This is a genomic window from Fructilactobacillus ixorae (assembly GCF_024029915.1).
Lineage (GTDB): Bacteria > Bacillota > Bacilli > Lactobacillales > Lactobacillaceae > Fructilactobacillus > Fructilactobacillus ixorae.
Genome location: NZ_CP097478.1, coordinates 393,072 through 410,071, shown reverse-complemented (window position 1 = coordinate 410,071; position 17,000 = coordinate 393,072). Strand labels below are relative to the sequence as shown.

Here is a 17,000-nt window from a genome sequence, read left to right as displayed (position 1 = left end):
ATTTCCCACGCCACGGGAGCATTCCCGTCCGTTTAATATAAAAAAAGCCCCTGTATAGGCACAGGGGTTTTTAATTAATGTTGAGCCATCCACATTAAAATTAGGGCAATGGCAAAAAATAAAATCCCTAATACGACAGTTACCTTTTGGATGAAAGATTCAAATCCACGTGATTTTGATTCTGAGAACAAATCACTGGCACCGCCGGTAAATGAGGCCATTGCATCATTATTTTTCGATGGTTGCATTAAAACGGCGCCGATAATGAGCACGCTCACAATCCATAGAATAATCATTAAAAAATTAGCCACAAAAACTCCTCCTAGCCAGCTGTTCACGGTCTAAACATCATATGCCTTATTATAACACATTGGCAAGCACTATTCTAACCACAGAGGAGCATTCTAACCAGAAAAAAAGTCGTTAGCACGAATGCCAACGACTTTTCTTAGTGATAATTATTTGTTAATGATGTTTTCCCGGGCCGTGTGGTCAAGGTTGTAGAATGAATTGATTCCCTTGTATTGGGCAACGGAACCTAATTGATCTTCAATTCTCATCAATTGGTTGTACTTCGCAATCCGTTCCCCACGACTCATGGAACCAGTCTTGATTTGACCGGCATTGAGAGCCACTACCAAGTCAGAGATGGTCGTGTCTTCCGTTTCACCAGACCGGTGTGAAATGATGGCCGTGTAACTAGCTTCTTTAGCCATGTTAACTGCGTTCACTGTTTCCGTAAGCGTTCCAATTTGGTTCAACTTAATCAAGATGGAGTTTGCAACGTGCATCTTAATTCCCTTTTCCAGGTATTCAGTGTTCGTTACAAACAAGTCATCACCAACGATTTGAACTTTCTTACCAAGTTCAGCAGTGGCAACCTTCCAGTCTTCCCATTCGTTTTCGTCCAGTGGGTCTTCGATCGAAATGATTGGGTACTTGTCAACCAATGAGTCCAGTAAGGCTACGAATTCAGCAGCCGTGTAGGACTTGCCGTCTCCAACCAAGTCGTACTTCTTCGTTTCCGTGTTGTAGAATTCAGAAGCAGCACAGTCAAAGGCAATGCAGATATCCTTCCCTGGTTTGTAGCCAGCCCGCTCGATGGCTTCTACCAAGATTTCAAATGGTTCTTCATTGTTCTTCAAGTCTGGAGCAAATCCACCTTCATCACCAACGGCCGTGGAGTAACCACGTTCGTTGAGGATGGCCTTCAAGTTATGGAAAGTTTCTGAACCCATCCGGACGGCTTCCCGTAACGTTGGGGCCCCAACTGGCATAATCATGAATTCTTGGAAGTCCACCTTGTTGTTAGCATGTTTTCCCCCGTTAATCACGTTCATCATTGGAGTTGGGAGCACGTGGGCATCAAAACCACCCAAGTAGTTGTACAAAGGAGTTCCCAGTTCGTCAGCAGCAGCACGAGCTACGGCGATTGAAACTGCCAAGATCGCGTTGGCCCCTAACTTAGCTTTGTTAGGAGTGCCATCTAACTTGATCATTGCTTGATCAATGCCTAATTGGTCAGTCACATCGTAACCGATGATTTCTTTCGCAATCTTGTCGTTAACGTTGGCAACGGCTTTCGTTACCCCTTTACCCATGTAACGACTCTTGTCGCCATCGCGTAATTCAACGGCTTCGTGTTCACCAGTTGAGGCTCCAGAAGGAACGATTCCCCGTCCCATGGCACCGTCTTCTGTGTAAACCTCGGCTTCCACCGTTGGATTTCCACGAGAGTCAAGGACTTCACGTGCATATACATCAGAAATAATTGACATAATAAATCTCCTTCGTAGTTAGTAAACTATTCTCTATCCACCTAAATTTTACAGTTTTAAAAATCACTTTGCAATCAATTTCACCAATTTAATTGGTGTGGTTAAAATTGGCTAACTGCACGAATTCTTGCGGCACGAGGCTTGCTTTTCCTGCGAGCACCCCATCGATATCTGGTTGTTTCATCAGTTCGTGAATGTTTTCAGCATTCACACTGCCACCGTAAAGAATCCGAACCTGGTTTGCGATTTCATCCGAATAAATGTCTGCAATCGTTTGCCGGATTAGGTAACAACCCTCTTCCGCTGCGTCGGCGGGAGCAGTGTGCCCCGTCCCAATCGCCCAACTAGGTTCATAGGCGACCACCGCATGCCGCATGTCGGTGGCTGCCACCTGTTGAATGGCGGCCGTCACCTGATTTACCATCCAGGAGATGTGATCACCATTTTCGTAGCGACCCATCGTTTCATCACAACAAATGATCGGATACATGTGGTTCCGAAACACCGCCTGGACCTTTTTATTGATGAAATCGTTGGTTTCGTGAAAGTACTTCCGTCGTTCGGAATGGCCCACAATCACGTATTTAATTCCCATCTCACTAAGCGCCTTCGGACTAACTTCACCCGTAAAGGCCCCTTCGTCTTCATAATAACAATTTTCCGCGGCAACCTGTAAGGGACTTTCGTTATGTTCCAGCATCGTCTGTAAAAACAACGGGGAGGCCGCTAATACCGTTTCGACCTCGCTCACCGGGGGAATCTGGTTGTTAATGGTTTCCACAAATTCGGTGGCTGCTTGTAACGATAAGTTCATCTTCCAATTTCCGCCAATAAAGGGAGTTCTCATGTTTTCTTTCTCCTCTCGTTTCCTTAGTTCAATTTTAGCGGAAAACCAGTGAAATAACTAGCAATCACCCCAAAGAAAAAAGACTAACTCGAATTTCGAGTTAGTCTTTACAGCGTTAATCTTTATTGGAAACACAAGCGATCCCTGGAAGGGTCTTTCCTTCAAGGTATTCCAAGGAGGCGCCCCCACCGGTTGAGATGTGAGTTAACTGGTCAGCGACACCTAACTGCTTTACAGCGGCCGTGGAGTCACCACCACCAACGATGGTCGTCGCATCCTTCAGAGTCCCAAGGAAGCGACCAATGGCCAACGTCCCTTCGGCAAACTTCGGCATTTCAAAGACACCCATTGGACCGTTCCAAACGACCGTCTTGGCATCTTTCAGCACGTCTTCAAAGAGTTGAATCGACTTTGGACCAATGTCTAAAGCCATCATGCCCTCTGGAATCGAACCGTCAACAACTTCCGTTTTGGCGTCATTGGAAAACTGGTCCGCACAAACTGAGTCGACGGGGAGCACAATCTTGTCGCCGCCCTTTTTCAAGATTTCCTTGGCAACGTCAATCTTGTCTTTTTCTACCAACGAGTTTCCTACGCCAATTCCCTTAGCAGCGTAGAAAGTGTAAGTCATTCCCCCACCGATAATAATCTTGTCGGCTTTATCTAGGAGATGATCAATCACCCCAATTTTGTCAGAAACTTTGGCCCCCCCAAGAATGGCAATAAAGGGATGCTTTGGATTGTCAACGGCGTTCCCCAGGAACTTAATTTCTTTTTCTAGCAAGAAACCAGCGGCCACGGGCTTGCCTGCTTTTTCCATGGCTGTTGCAATTCCAACGTTTGAAGCGTGGCTCCGGTGGGCCGTTCCAAAGGCATCGTTGACGAACACATCGCCAAGTGAAGCCCAGTATTCACCTAAACTAGGATCGTTTTTCGATTCCCGGTTCACTTGCTTACCGTCGATCACATCTTGGTACCGCGTGTTCTCAGCCAGTAAAACCTGGCCATCTTTCATGTTATCAATGGCTTCTTCCAGTTGTGGTCCTTCATTAACGGGCACAAAGGTTACTGGTTTGCCTAATAACTGGGATAATTTTTCAGCTACCGGACGGAGGGACAGACCCGGCTTGTCGTCCTCTGACTTGATCCGACCTAAGTGAGAGAACAAGATGGCTTTGCCACCGTGGTCAATCACCCATTCAATCGATGGTAAAGCGGCCACAATCCGGTTGTCATCGCCAACCACTCCGTCCTTAATCGGAACGTTAAAGTCGACCCGCATTAAGACCTTTTTCCCTTTGAGATCTAAATCATCAATGATTAATTTACTCATGTTATTTCCTCCTTCGTGACTTCAGATTAAAGCAAAAGGCGGGGGAGGTTTCCCCTCCTCCGCCTTTGCTCAGTAACATTAAGTTGAGCGACTTGTCGTTAAAATTACATTGTAGCAAATTTAAGTAAAGTCCGAACCATGTTACAAGTGAAGCCCCATTCGTTATCGTACCAAGCGACCGTCTTAACTAATTGTAAACCATCGTTTTCAACGATTTCAGTTTGGTTAGGATCGAAAATGGAACCGTGGTCATCATCAATGATGTCTGAAGAAACGATAAAGTCATCGTTGTAACCGTAAGCTTCGTTTTCGTGGCTCTTCATGGCATCGTTAACTTCGTCAACCGTCACGTTCTTGTCCAGCACAGATACTAATTCCGTCAAGGAACCATCAATCGTAGCAACCCGTTGTGCGTGACCCTTCAAAGCACCATCTAATTCTGGGATAACCAAACCAATGGCCTTCGCAGCACCAGAACTGTGAGGAATGGTGTTAACGGCAGCAGAACGGTTGTTAGCAAACTTAGCGCTCCGTGGACCATCTTGCAATGCTTGAGTAGCAGTGTAAGCGTGGACCGTCGTCATGGTTCCAACCTTAACGCCGAAGTCTTTGTTCAACCAGTAAGCCATTGGAGCTAAACAACTCGTAGTACATGAACCAGCTGACACAATCTTGTCATCTTGGCTCAAGACGTCCAAGTTAACCCCTGGAACAACCGTAGTAATGTCACCCGCAGGAGCTGAAATCAAGACCCGCTTAGCACCGGCATCCAAGTGTGCTTGTGATTTTTCTTTGGAAGTGTAGAATCCAGTACATTCAAGTACGAAGTCAACCCCATCGTTCTTAACCCAAGGAATGTTCTTTGCATCACGTTCTGCGTAAACCGGAATGCTCTTACCATCAACGATGATTGAGTCTTCGGTTGATTCCACTTTACCAGGGAAACGACCGTGAACAGAATCATACTTCAATAAGTAAGCTAACATTGAAGGGGTTGTTAAATCATTGATTGCTGCAACTTCGATCCCTTCTGCACCAAGTTCATGAATCCGACGAAATGCAAGACGACCAATTCGTCCGAAACCATTAATACCAATTTTTACAGTCATAATCGGCTTCCTCCTTCAGGAATATCTAAATTTTAATACATAATTATAGTACCACTTTTGTCAGGAAATGTCAGTGATTCCCTTCCCAACCAGGATAGCTTGCTATAACCAATGTATTAGTAGCCGGTCGCTGGCCAACTACGATTTTTAGTATAGCAAATCGCTTTTTGAATGCAACTAAAACACTTTTAATTTAAGGGTTGCTTATTTTAGTGATTTCCGTTAATATAATAAGAGTGTTCTGACGCGCCACTAGTGTAATGGATAGCACGTAAGATTCCGGTTCTTGAGATGGGGGTTCGATTCCCTCGTGGCGCATTATAAATAATATAAAAGATGGGCTGATTTTGTACTCCCCTATAAAATTTGGACATACCATTTATTCATTTTTTAAGGATTTATTCCGATATTCAATCGGAGTAAGTCCTTTTTTGTTACCTGAAATTCTTTCTTCGTTAAACCACTTAACATATTCTTTGCAGACCTGCTTTAACGAAGTTAAAGAGGTCAATTTAATCCGATTTAAACATTCTCTTTTCAATAAACTGAAAAAGCTTTCAATCGGCGCATTATCAAGACAATTACCTTTTCTAGACATGCTTTGAATAACTTGATTAGCTTTAATCCAGCTTTGATAGGATGGAATTTGATAATGAAACCCTTGATCTGAATGAATTATTATCCCAGCTAAATTGGTTAGCTGGGACTTAGTCTCGGTTAACATTTTACCGACTAATTGAAAGCTGGCGTTATCATCAGCTACTAGAGAACTTACTTCATTAGAAGCCTCATCAATAATCGCTGAAATATATCCCTTTTGTCCATTAGCTAGTTTTACCTGGATAATATAAGTGTGAAAACACCTTAAAAGCGCTTTTTTCATTAAAACGTTGCTTTAAGAGATTAGGTGCAATTTTTCCAACTCTACCGCGAAATGAATTATATCTTTTGCTAACCCGCTTAGAATATCCTTCGCTTTTAATTCCCAGTTGGGTCATTAGTTTTCTAACTGTTTCGGAACCAATCCTCATTCCGCGGTTAATCAATTTTAACCAGATTCTTCTGTAACCGAAGGTTTCATGATTTTTATCAAAAATTGCTTTTATTTCTGCTTTAACTTGCTGATATTTATCAGCTTGATAGGTCCGTTTCAGATTATAATATAAGATTGAGCGTGCCATCGAAAAATAATGTCAAAGTTGATTAAGCGAATACTTGGGCCTCAAAATAGTGATTACTTGTGCTTCAAGTTGTCGTTTTGTCCAAGCACGATTCCGTATTCTGAGGCCAGATGTTTTTTAAGCTGTCATTCTCCATCTCCGTTTTATTAATTTAGGTTTTTAATTCTGAAATTTCAGTTAAATAAGCAGCTTCCTTATCTTTAGATAACGATTGATCCTTCGGCTTCTTTTTCATTGATTTTCTCCCTAGTCTTTTTGCTAGTAATCCTTCGTCACCATAATGATTGAATTTATAAACCCAATTCCTTACTTGGCTAGGATTAAGTTTAAATTCTAAAGCGACGAGATTAATACTGGTTTCATAAGTTTGATAGTAGTTTACCACGTTTAATTTAAAGACTTGGAAATAAGTTTAATAGGTCTGCTTAACTTTCAAACCTAACGGACTTTCTGATTTATAAATGCTAATCCAACGAGAGAGATGATCGGCAGAATTAATTTCAAATTTTTGTGCGGTTTTCCTAACGGAAAACCGAAGGATTCAAATAAAATTCAACTGCTTCAATTTTTTCTTTTGTACTGTGCTTAACCATAAAAAATACCCCATAAAAATTAGATTTTTGTCTAACTTTTATGGGGCAGTACAGTTTTCAGCCCATCTTTTATATTGTTTAAATATAGGCTCTACAATTTTTGGTACTGACCACATTCACTAAGTGAATGTGGTCAGTACTTTTTTATAATTAGTGAAAATAAAAAAGAACATATCGGTCGACCCCCGATATGTTTCCAACCCCAAAAGGAGTTAATTGTTATGAATGAAATAACAATCAAAGAGATATTAGGCCTCACAGACCCTAATATCATTGTTGATGATACCACGAAATCCAGAACAATTGTTAAAGAAGATGGAGTCACTAAAAATTATTGGCGCTTTATTTTAACTTATAAATTAAGGTGCAAAAATTGTGGACATTACTTGAATAAGAATGGCTTTAAAACGGTTCAACACTTGGCACCCGCAGGGCTTTGGGGTTTAAATTTTCTTATCATCAAGAAGCAAAAATACATTTGTAAATACTGTCATCATAAGGAATTAGCTAAATTGAAAGACATTAATCCTAACGATCATATTCTCAGAAATTTAAAGATTAAAGAAGCACTACAATTAAGCTCTAATATCACTATCAAACAAATCACTGAAAATTTTGGTATCTCAACGAATACCGTGATGAGACAAGCCTAAGGCTTAGCTAAATATCATAAAACTGGTTATCGATATTTACCCGAACACATTGCCTTTGATGATTTTAAATCAGGGAAAATGTCGCCAAGTGGAATGAGCATCGCACTGATGAACTCAGACACCCACCAACTAATTGATATCATTCCAAGCAGAAATGGTAGATTATTGGAGGATTATTTTTTAAGATATTCAGCTTTAGCTAGAGCCGCGGTTAAAACGGTAACCGTAGATTTATTCTCTCCCTATCGAGGTATAATCGAACGAGTATTTCCTTAAGCTCAAATCATAGCGGACCGCTTCCATGTTGTTAACCAGGCCTACACAGCCTTAAATAAGGAACGAATTAAGGTCATGAAAGCATATGGCAGTAATACTCCTGAATAACACCAATTAAAAGGTTTATACAAGTTGCTTTTTAAAAAGGTTAAAAAATTATCAGGTTTTCAAACGAAGAAGAAACTATCAATATGCTTGTTTGACTGATACGGAGGTTGTCGAAAGATTACTATCTTTATCACCATCACTTCGTGATGCTTATGATTTCTATCAAGATATGACTCAGATCGTAACCAAAACGCATAATAAGCAGGAGTTAGCCAATCTGCTTAATTCAGCTAAGCATAAAGATAAATATCAAAATCTTCCTGAAGCAATGAAAAAATCCAGACGTACATTAAAACGCCATCAAGCAGAAATTGAAAATAGCTTTACTTATTCCTTCAGTAATGGGCCTTTAGAAGGGATTAATAATAAAATTAAAGTCATTAATAGAACTGATTATGGTCATCTTAGTTTCAAAAATTTTATAATTAGAATCTTAATCTCATTTTCGAACAACCATTTCTAAAAAAGTTATAAACAAAAGGCGACAGAATCAGTTAAGGATTCCATCGCATAGGGTCAGACTCATTTATTAAATTATTTACTCATCAGTACCATTTGAAAAAGAGCCAAAAAAGATAATATATAGAAGTATATTATCTCAATAATGATTTTATAATAATCCAATATTCTTATTATTACTATGATCAATTTTTCTTATAATCAATTTATCAATAAACTTCCTAGTTGTCCCAGTATTGTCATAAAAATCATGCAATTCTTTTTTATTAAAAGAATTTAAAATTGCATATAGCTTCCCTGGTATATACATAGGCAAAGCATCATCTAATGGCTCATATTTTTTATATCCACGTTTGTTCATTTTTCCCCAAAAATAACCTGCTTGTTTAGGAGTCATGAGCTTAAGATTAAATGCTCTCATTTCAAGGGCAGCAATAGATACATTGTAGTACTTTTTAAGATATAAATACTGATTAGGTTCAGTTGGATCAGTTATATTACTTTTAAATTTATCAATGAATGAATTTTTTTCTAGCAATAATGAAGACGCAAACGAATTAGCTTCATTTTCTAAATGAATTACTGATGAACTATTATAATAATCAAATTCTAAATTATGATGCAATAAAATATGACCAAATTCATGAGCTAAGTCAAATTGTCTTCTGGAAGCTGATTTATTGGTTCCCAATACAATGTACGGGCGACTATTATCTGTCCAAGTACTATACGCATCAACCTTATTATTTATGTCTATATTTCTTTCAATAATAAAAACTCCAGATTTTTCAATCATAGCCATTAACCTGTTGTTTCTATCACCAAGATTAAAGAATTTTCTGATATATATAGAAATATCATCAAAATCATAACCATTATCTTTCTTTTTAATTATTTGTTCGCTTAATCTACTTACTGTCTCTTCAGGAATAGATACATTTTTAAGCATTTCATCAATATAGTTATCAATTAAGCTTACATATGTCGTTTCTCTGTCAGTATTCCTTATTGACCTTTTCAAATCTGAACGATAAGCAATGTATTTTGAGTCAGAAACCTTTGGTATTGATAAATTGGATGTGAAAAAAGATAACGTAACTCCAAATTCTCTATTTAATTTAGACAGTATCTGAAATGATGGTGTACTTATACCAGTCTCAATTTTCCAAATATCTTGTTCAGAAATATCTAAAATATTCGCCAAATCAATTCTAGACATATTGAATGATTCTCTTATATCGCGGAGACGTAAACCATTAAATTTCATATTTAACACTCTCCCTTATAATTAATTATATATAAAAGAAAGTCTAATTGTCATTTTTTTTGTCTGTACTTTTACTTTTTTTATTTCTAACATAAAAAGTAGAATATTCTGCAAACTGATTATTTTTATCATTAGCCACTGCTTCTCTTTGTTCATCACTAAGTTGACTAGCGTCTTCAATGAATGGTGTTAAATCTTGTACCTCAATAGATTCTAGTGTATTTGGATTAGGCATTTGTAGACTTAACTTTCCAATTTCAGATTTGCTATCTAGTGTATATGTCAAAATATAAAATCTTTCAAACTCGTGTTCTTCAATTTTATTATCTATTGTTTCATTATCTTGATCAGTTGCGTTAAAGATATCTAATTGTTGCTGAAATTCATAAACATTATCAGATGGTAATGAATAATTAATTTTCGTTAATTTGGCAATAGATCCTTGTTTCATATGTTTTTTATCAATCCCACTACCATATTTATAAGGTCTAAATTGTCCCGGTTTTACAATTATTAATACTTTTTTATTATTACCTACTTCGGTATTAAATTGAATGTAATCCCAAAAATATCCAGCAGTACTAATATTTGTTTCGATTGAAGAATTTTCATCCCCTTTAATATGCCTATAAATTGAATCATCAATATGATTGGATCGAGTCCATGAATATCCAGAAGATACAATCATCTTTTTCTTTTTTTCTAACCGTTCTTCTGCATACTCTTTATTACCGTCAACAATTCCTTTGGCAAAAATACGTGCATCTTCATCTGATAATTTATAGTATTCATTTTCCATAATAAGATCTCCAAAAATAAAGATAGACTTACTGAGTAACTACATTATACATGAATGTTATAGACATTCAATTTAATTAAAAAATTGAAGCTCTTTGTTTGACCTTGATTGACCATCATTGTAAGATGAACTTACGAATTAAAAAATTCCACTTAAACTTAAATAAGAAAGAGAGGATTCAACTATGCCATTAGTTCCAACTGTCGTTGAAAACTCACCTCAAGGTGAACGCGCATATGACATCTACTCACGATTACTAAAAGATCGCATTATCATGCTTTCTGGAGAAATTGAAGACAACATGGCTAACGCCGTGATTGCTCAACTCCTCTTTTTGGATGCCCAAGATTCTGATAAGGATATTTACCTTTACATTAACTCCCCTGGTGGGGTGATTACCGCTGGGATGGCCATCTACGATACCATGAACTTCATCAAAGCTGACGTGCAAACGATCGTTATGGGGATGGCAGCTTCCATGGCTAGTGTCCTAGCCACGGCTGGGACCAAGGGGAAACGATTTGCTCTCCCCCACTCCCAAATCATGATTCACCAGCCATCTGGTGGTGCCCAAGGACAACAAACTGAAATTGAAATTGCTGCCAAGGAAATTTTGCGCGCGCGGAAAATGATTAACAAGCTCTTAGCAGAACACTCCGGTCAACCGCTAGAAAAAATCGATCGCGATACGGAACGGGATAACTACCTGACCGCTTCCGAAGCCGTTGACTACGGTTTAATTGATGGCATCATGAAAAACAGTGCTGACAAAAAATAACACAAACCAAAAACCACGAGCCTTTAGTGCTCGTGGTTTTTTTATGTTTCCGTGCGTAATTTTTCTGCCACCTCGTTTAACTTATGTAACCGGTGGTTAATCCCTGATTTGGAAATCGGACCATTCGCCACGAGGTTCCCGAGTTCCTTCAGACTGACCTCCTGGTGTTTTAAGCGGGTTTCTGCCACATCACGCAGCTTGGGCGGTAAGGATTCTAAACCTACCCGATCCTGAATCAAATGGATGTTTTCGATTTGCTGGGTCGAAGCATTGGCGACCTTATTCATATTGGCATTCTCACAGTTAACCAACCGATTGACCGAGTTCCGCATGTCGCGCACGATTCGGATGTCCTCAAACTTCAACATGGCATTCGTGGCTCCGATTAGCTGGAGGAAATCAGCAATCTTTTCGGCTTCCTTCAAATACACAATGTAGCCACTGCGTCGCTTCGTTTGCTTGGCCCCCAAGTGATACTGATTCATCATCTCGGTCAACATCTCACTGTGATCGGCATAGACCGAGTAAATTTCCAGGTGATAGCGCGACGTTTGTGGATTATTCACGGAACCGCCGGCTAAAAACGCGCCCCGGAGGTACGAACGTACCTGTAAATCATCCGCTAACAGTTCAACCGGTACCCGTTCTCGGATTTGGTAGTGATCAAGAATCCCCAGGTCGTCCAGTAACTGCTCCACCTGGTGGCGAACCCGGACGACGTAGAGGTTGTTTTTTTTGAGCTTCATTTTCTTGCGCACCACCACGTTCGCCCGAATGTGGTAAAACTGCATCAGTAAGCGGTAAATCCGTTGCGCAATCGCCGAGTTTTCCGATTGCACTTCCAGGGATAACTGCTTATTGGAGAGCTTCAGATTCCCGTTCATGCGAATCAGGGCCATCAGTTCTGCTTTGGCGTTGTTGCGATGAACTTCCAGGCGGGTTAACTCTTTTTTAACGTCACTTGCATACGACATTCGCTTTTCTCCTAGTGGTTAAATTTCGGTTGCCCGAGGAGCCGAATTAGTTCGTCAGAAACTAATTGCCCGTTGTGAAAGGCTCCGTGATGCTTTAGTTCCAAGAAATCAGACGAGATCACCCGACAGCCTAGCTCCTTAAGCCCCTGGTAGTCATGACGCACCGGTTGGGATTCATCCCCCCAGCGTTGGTGATCAATGTAGCTCGCGGGAACCGGTTGGTTATTGACTAACACGGTGTCGACAAACTGCTGGCCTAACTGGCGGTCTAACACCCGGACGTGGTCGGCATCCGTAAAGTGATCCGTTTCGCCCTTTTGGGTCATGATGTTACAAATATAAACGACCTCCGCAGGCGTCGCCATGACCGCCTTGCCGACGTTACTAACCATTAAATTGGGCAGGATACTGGTGTACAAACTCCCGGGCCCTAAGACAATTTGATCGGCCTTCATAATGGCATCAATCACCGCAGAAACAGCCTGTGGGGTGTGGTCATTGGTCGATGCTTCGACCCACACCCGTTTAATCAGCTTTTTGGCCGCCGTAATCTCGGCTTCCCCGGCTAACGTACTACCATCGCTAAACTCGGCGTGCAACACGAGTTCCTCATCACACACCGGATAGACATGGCCGTCAACCCGCATCATCTGGGTTAGCACTTGAACGGCCTCAAAGAAGCCTCCTTCCATTTCTGAAAGCGCGGTAATAATTAAGTTTCCAATCGCGTGCCCCGATAAAAACTTATCGGAGGATTTAAACCGGTACTGAAAGATCTCTAATTCCAGTTGCGGTAACGTCGATAGCGCCACCAACACGTTCCGGATGTCTCCCGGTGGTAACACGTTAATGTAATTCCGTAAAATCCCAGAGGACCCTCCATCATCGGCCACCGTTACCACGGCGGTAATGTCAACGTCCCGCTTCTTTAAGTTGCGCAAAATGACGGGCAAACCGGTTCCCCCACCGATTACAACCATTCGGGGTCGATCAATTCGTTTTGCCACCTTATCTACCATTACGATGCTCCTTTATGCCGTTGAATGTCTCGATGCGTTACGTTCACAACGTAGCCGAGCTTCCGTAACTGGTGAGCTAGGCGTTCGGTCATGGCCACCGAGCGGTGTTGTCCCCCGGTACATCCAATCGCGATTGTTTCACTTGCCTTTGAACTTTGTCTAATCTGGGGTAACTCAAACTCCAGCAACGACAAGACCTGGTTAAAGTATTCGTCGGCACTGGGTTGTTGCATCACGTAGTCATAAACCGCCCGATCCTGTCCCGTTTGCTCGCGTAATTCCGGCAGATAATAAGGATTCGTGAGGAAGCGGACGTCAAAGACCATGTCAGCATCCAGTGGTAAGCCGTGCTTAAATCCAAATGACATTAATTCAACGTGAAATTGTTCAAACTGGTGGTGTTCAAAACGCTGGATAATCTGCGCCCGTAAATCCTGGGGCTTGAGGTTCGTAGTATCAATCACCCAGTTTGCGTGCTTGCGCACCCCCGCTAACAGTTGCCGTTCCTTTTCAATCCCATCCACAACCCGGCCGTTTCGGGCTAGGGGATGGTCCCGGCGACTTTCTTCGTAACGGGACACTAATTTTTCGGTCGCTGCATCTAAAAAGAGCACCGTCTCGTGGTCATTTTGACTTTGCGCCATCTTTAATAACGTCTGGACCACTTCTTGACTGGTCTGAGCCGAACGGAGGTCCAACACCACAGCGACCTGATTAATTTCACTGGACGTCCGCAGTAATTCCGTAAATTTACTCATCAACACCGTTGGCAGGTTGTCCACGCAAAAATACCCCAAATCTTCAAAGGTTTGTAGTGCTTTGGTCTTCCCGGCCCCACTCATTCCAGTTATGACAACTAACTGATCATCTTTTCGCATCGTCCTGGCCTCCAAACTTTGCTTCAGTATAACATACCGGGTGTTTCATCCCTAATTAAAAAGAACCGTCACTGACGATTCTTAGTAAGTTATTTTGCTTGTGTCTGCGTCCGTTTCGTATCACGCGCTAAAATCGGTTTTAAGTATTGCCCCGTATAGCTGGCAACAACCTGCACCAGTTCCTCTGGCGTGCCCGTGGCCACAACTTGCCCGCCGGCGGCGCCCCCTTCTGGACCGAGGTCAATCACGTGGTCAGCCTGCTTAATCACATCCATGTTATGTTCAATGATCAACACCGTATTGCCTTCGTCAACCAGTGCCTGCAAGACTTGAAGGAGCCGCTTGACGTCGTCGGTATGCAAACCGGTCGTCGGTTCATCCAGGATGTAGAAGTTCTTTCCCGAGGAACGCTTGTGCAGTTCTGAGGCTAACTTCATCCGCTGGGCTTCTCCCCCGGAGAGGGTCGTTGCCGCTTGACCAAGTTTAACGTAGCCTAAGCCCACGTCCGCAATCGTTTGCAATTTCCGCGTAATCTTAGGAATTGCGGTAAAGAAATCTAGAGCTTCTTGCACCGTTAAATCAAGCACTTCAGCAATGTTTTTGCCTTTGTACTCAACTTGTAACGTTTCAGCGTTATACCGTTTCCCATGACAAACTTCACAGGGAACGTACACATCCGGTAGGAAATCCATACCAATCTTAAGGATTCCATCCCCCCGACAGGTTTCACACCGGCCCCCCTTGATGTTAAAGCTGAACCGGCCCTTCTGGTAGCCCCGGAGTTGGGCTTCATTCGTTTTGGCGAACAGGTCGCGAATGTCATCAAACACGCCCGTATAGGTCGCCGGGTTACTGCGCGGGGTTCGCCCAATCGGACTTTGATCGATACTAACTAACTTTTCAATCTGTTGGTAACCAGTAATTGCTTTGTACCGTCCCGGTTTGGCCGCATTGTGGTTTAATTTCTGTGCCAACGCCCGTTTTAAAATGTCGTTTACGAGTGTCGATTTTCCGGAACCAGACACCCCTGTCACCACGTTGAACTCCCCGAGTGGAAATTGGACCGTAATGTTTTTAAGGTTATTGGCCCGCGCGCCCTTAATCGTAACCGCTTTCCCGGCCCCCGACCGCCGACTAAGTGGCACCGGGATAAACTTCTGGCCGGATAAATACTGCCCGGTTAACGAGTGGGGATTCTGCGCAACTTCCGCCGGCGTCCCGGTCGCCATGATGCGACCCCCGGTTTCTCCGGCCCCGGGACCAACGTCAACTAAATAATCCGCAGCCAGCATCGTTTCGTGATCGTGTTCCACCACCACGAGAGTGTTGCCAAGGTCTCGCATCTGTTTTAGTGATTTAATTAACCGGTCGTTATCGCGCTGGTGCAACCCAATCGAAGGTTCATCCAGAACGTATAAAATTCCTGATAAATTCGAGCCAATCTGAGTGGCCAGCCGAATTCGTTGCGCTTCACCCCCCGACAGCGTCCGCGCGGCCCGGGAAAGCGTCAAATAACTCAAGCCCACGTTTAACAAGAATTCCAACCGGTCGCTAATTTCCTTAATCACCGGCTTCGCAATCGTGGTGGCTTGTTCTCCGAGGGTCACTTGCTGGAAGAAGTTAAATTCATCCGTCAGGTTTTGCTCACAAACTTCCGCAATGCTAAGTCCATCAACTTTTACTGCCAGCGCCTTCGGATTTAACCGTAGGCCGTGACAGGCCTGACAAGTCAGTTCCCGCATGTACTTGCGCATTTGATCGCGGGTAAAGTCACTACTAGTTTCGCGGTATCGGCGGGCAATGTTGGTCATGACCCCTTCAAACGGAACGTCGGCATCCCGAACACCCCCAAAATCATTTTCATAATGAAAGTGGAACTGTTTGCCGTTGGAACCATGCAATAACAACTCGCGTTGGGCAGCGGGTAACTTGGCAAACGGGGTATCCAGATCAATCTTAAAGGCGGCCGCCGCTTGTTCTAACAGCGTCGGGTAGTATTTCGAACTAATCGGATTCCACGGTTCAATCACCCCTTCGCGCAGGGTTTTCGTTGGTTCTGGAATCACCAGCTCCTCATCAACTTCGAGTTTGACCCCGAGACCATCACACTCTGGGCAAGCCCCTAACGGCGAATTAAAGGAAAAGAGTCGCGGTTCTAACTGCCCGACCGTAAAGCCACAGAGCGGACACGAATAGTGCTCGGAAAATAGCATTGGCTCCCGTTGGCCCAAAAAGTCGAGGGTTGCATACCCATCACTTAACCGCAGGGCCGTTTCTAATGAATCAGATAACCGGGCGTTGATCCCCGATTTTACCACAATCCGGTCAATCACAATGCTAATATCGTGACGCTGATTTTTGCTTAATTCCAATTCGTCATTCACATCGTGTAGTTCCCCGTCCACAATGATCCGGACAAACCCTTCCTTTTTAATGCGTTGCAACACCTTTTTGTGCTGGCCCCGTTTTGACCGTACAATCGGGGATAAAATCTGAAGCTTGGTGCGTTCCGGCAACTCCATAATGCGATCAATCATCTGATCGACCGACTGACTTTGAATCACCGTCCCATCGTTCGGACAAACCGGCGTGCCAACTCGTGCCCACAGAAGTCGTAAATAATCATTAATTTCGGTAACGGTTCCCACCGTCGAGCGGGGGTTTTTCGAAGTCGTCTTTTGGTCAATCGAAATTGCCGGACTCAAGCCGGTAATGGAATCCACGTCTGGTTTGTTCATCTGGCCTAAAAATTGACGTGCGTAGGAAGACAAACTTTCCACGTAGCGCCGTTGGCCTTCCGCATACAACGTATCAAAGGCTAACGAACTCTTCCCCGAACCAGAAAGTCCCGTCATCACGACGAGTTTTTCCTTAGGAATATCAACGTTAACGTCCTTGAGATTATGTTCCCGTGCGCCCCGAATTTTGATCACATCATTAGCCATGGC

At 42.6% G+C, this 17,000-nt stretch carries 17 protein-coding genes, 1 tRNA gene and 1 pseudogene; 5 read left to right on the top strand and 14 right to left on the bottom strand.

The annotated features are described in order from the left end of the window. Window positions 1-74 precede the first annotated feature (74 nt). The 5 genes from secG to gap all read right to left on the bottom strand — a co-directional run bounded on the left by secG (window position 75) and on the right by gap (window position 5,067). On the bottom strand, window positions 75-311 hold the full coding sequence (gene secG / locus M8332_RS01970) for a preprotein translocase subunit SecG (RefSeq protein ID WP_252749875.1): 237 nt from the start codon (window positions 309-311) through the stop codon (window positions 75-77). A 147-nt stretch (window positions 312-458) separates the two neighbouring features. Then, window positions 459-1,778 carry a phosphopyruvate hydratase gene (eno, locus tag M8332_RS01965; RefSeq protein WP_252749874.1) on the bottom strand — a complete coding sequence of 440 codons (1,320 nt, stop codon included), beginning with the start codon at window positions 1,776-1,778 and terminating at the stop codon, window positions 459-461. A gap of 88 nt (window positions 1,779-1,866) precedes the next feature. Beyond that, on the bottom strand, window positions 1,867-2,625 hold the full coding sequence (gene tpiA / locus M8332_RS01960; RefSeq protein WP_252780506.1) for a triose-phosphate isomerase: 759 nt from the start codon (window positions 2,623-2,625) through the stop codon (window positions 1,867-1,869). Between the two features lie 115 nt (window positions 2,626-2,740). Then, window positions 2,741-3,958, bottom strand: a complete 1,218-nt coding sequence (locus M8332_RS01955; RefSeq protein ID WP_252780504.1) for a phosphoglycerate kinase — start codon at window positions 3,956-3,958, stop codon at window positions 2,741-2,743. A gap of 104 nt (window positions 3,959-4,062) precedes the next feature. Then, window positions 4,063-5,067, bottom strand: coding sequence for a type I glyceraldehyde-3-phosphate dehydrogenase (gap, locus tag M8332_RS01950; protein WP_252749871.1), 1,005 nt, complete (start codon window positions 5,065-5,067; stop codon window positions 4,063-4,065). A 246-nt stretch (window positions 5,068-5,313) separates the two neighbouring features. Between gap and M8332_RS01945 the strand changes: the two genes are divergently transcribed. Continuing rightward, window positions 5,314-5,385: transfer RNA gene (locus M8332_RS01945), tRNA-Arg, on the top strand. A gap of 61 nt (window positions 5,386-5,446) precedes the next feature. Here M8332_RS01945 and M8332_RS01940 read toward each other — a convergent pair. From M8332_RS01940 to M8332_RS01930, 3 genes are all read right to left on the bottom strand, one after another. Next, complete coding sequence (locus M8332_RS01940) at window positions 5,447-5,950, bottom strand: IS3 family transposase (RefSeq protein WP_252780503.1); 504 nt, start codon at window positions 5,948-5,950, stop codon at window positions 5,447-5,449. Then, window positions 5,892-6,248, bottom strand: a complete 357-nt coding sequence (locus M8332_RS01935; RefSeq protein WP_252780502.1) for an IS3 family transposase — start codon at window positions 6,246-6,248, stop codon at window positions 5,892-5,894. The genes M8332_RS01940 and M8332_RS01935 overlap by 59 nt, the downstream gene beginning before the upstream one ends. 151 nt (window positions 6,249-6,399) lie before the next feature. Next, window positions 6,400-6,633 carry a helix-turn-helix domain-containing protein gene (locus M8332_RS01930; RefSeq protein WP_252780501.1) on the bottom strand — a complete coding sequence of 78 codons (234 nt, stop codon included), beginning with the start codon at window positions 6,631-6,633 and terminating at the stop codon, window positions 6,400-6,402. A 429-nt stretch (window positions 6,634-7,062) separates the two neighbouring features. Here M8332_RS01930 and M8332_RS01925 point away from each other — a divergent pair, with 429 nt between their 5' ends. The 3 genes and pseudogenes from M8332_RS01925 to M8332_RS01920 all read left to right on the top strand — a co-directional run bounded on the left by M8332_RS01925 (window position 7,063) and on the right by M8332_RS01920 (window position 8,341). After that, a complete protein-coding gene (locus M8332_RS01925; RefSeq protein WP_252780500.1) occupies window positions 7,063-7,494 on the top strand; it encodes a hypothetical protein in 432 nt (143 codons plus the stop codon). Between the two features lie 48 nt (window positions 7,495-7,542). After that, window positions 7,543-7,878 (top strand): annotated as a pseudogene (locus M8332_RS07210) (ISL3 family transposase). 91 nt (window positions 7,879-7,969) lie between these two features. Further along, a complete protein-coding gene (locus tag M8332_RS01920; protein ID WP_252780499.1) occupies window positions 7,970-8,341 on the top strand; it encodes a transposase in 372 nt (123 codons plus the stop codon). A gap of 147 nt (window positions 8,342-8,488) precedes the next feature. On the opposite strand, the gene M8332_RS01915 is transcribed toward M8332_RS01920, so the two are convergent. Together M8332_RS01915 and M8332_RS01910 are read right to left on the bottom strand one after the other, a co-directional pair. Continuing rightward, a complete protein-coding gene (locus M8332_RS01915) occupies window positions 8,489-9,604 on the bottom strand; it encodes a spr1629 family repressor/antitoxin (protein ID WP_252780498.1) in 1,116 nt (371 codons plus the stop codon). Between the two features lie 43 nt (window positions 9,605-9,647). After that, window positions 9,648-10,403 (bottom strand): spr1630 family ClpXP-sensitive toxin, encoded by a 756-nt coding sequence (locus M8332_RS01910; RefSeq protein ID WP_252780497.1) that lies wholly within the window; start codon window positions 10,401-10,403, stop codon window positions 9,648-9,650. 184 nt (window positions 10,404-10,587) lie between these two features. Between M8332_RS01910 and clpP the strand changes: the two genes are divergently transcribed. After that, window positions 10,588-11,181, top strand: coding sequence for an ATP-dependent Clp endopeptidase proteolytic subunit ClpP (gene clpP / locus M8332_RS01905; RefSeq protein WP_252780496.1), 594 nt, complete (start codon window positions 10,588-10,590; stop codon window positions 11,179-11,181). Between the two features lie 41 nt (window positions 11,182-11,222). Here clpP and whiA read toward each other — a convergent pair whose 3' ends face one another. The 4 genes from whiA to uvrA all read right to left on the bottom strand — a co-directional run bounded on the left by whiA (window position 11,223) and on the right by uvrA (window position 16,997). Then, window positions 11,223-12,155, bottom strand: a complete 933-nt coding sequence (gene whiA / locus M8332_RS01900) for a DNA-binding protein WhiA (protein WP_252780495.1) — start codon at window positions 12,153-12,155, stop codon at window positions 11,223-11,225. Between the two features lie 11 nt (window positions 12,156-12,166). Further along, complete coding sequence (locus M8332_RS01895; protein WP_252780493.1) at window positions 12,167-13,174, bottom strand: gluconeogenesis factor YvcK family protein; 1,008 nt, start codon at window positions 13,172-13,174, stop codon at window positions 12,167-12,169. Then, entirely contained in the window at window positions 13,174-14,052 is an 879-nt protein-coding gene (gene rapZ, locus M8332_RS01890; RefSeq protein ID WP_252780492.1) for an RNase adapter RapZ, read from the bottom strand. The genes M8332_RS01895 and rapZ overlap by 1 nt, the downstream gene beginning before the upstream one ends. An 89-nt stretch (window positions 14,053-14,141) precedes the next feature. Then, the gene (uvrA, locus tag M8332_RS01885) at window positions 14,142-16,997 is read right to left on the bottom strand and encodes an excinuclease ABC subunit UvrA (protein ID WP_252780491.1); all 2,856 of its coding nucleotides are present in this window, start codon (window positions 16,995-16,997) and stop codon (window positions 14,142-14,144) included. Window positions 16,998-17,000: the final 3 nt, after the last annotated feature.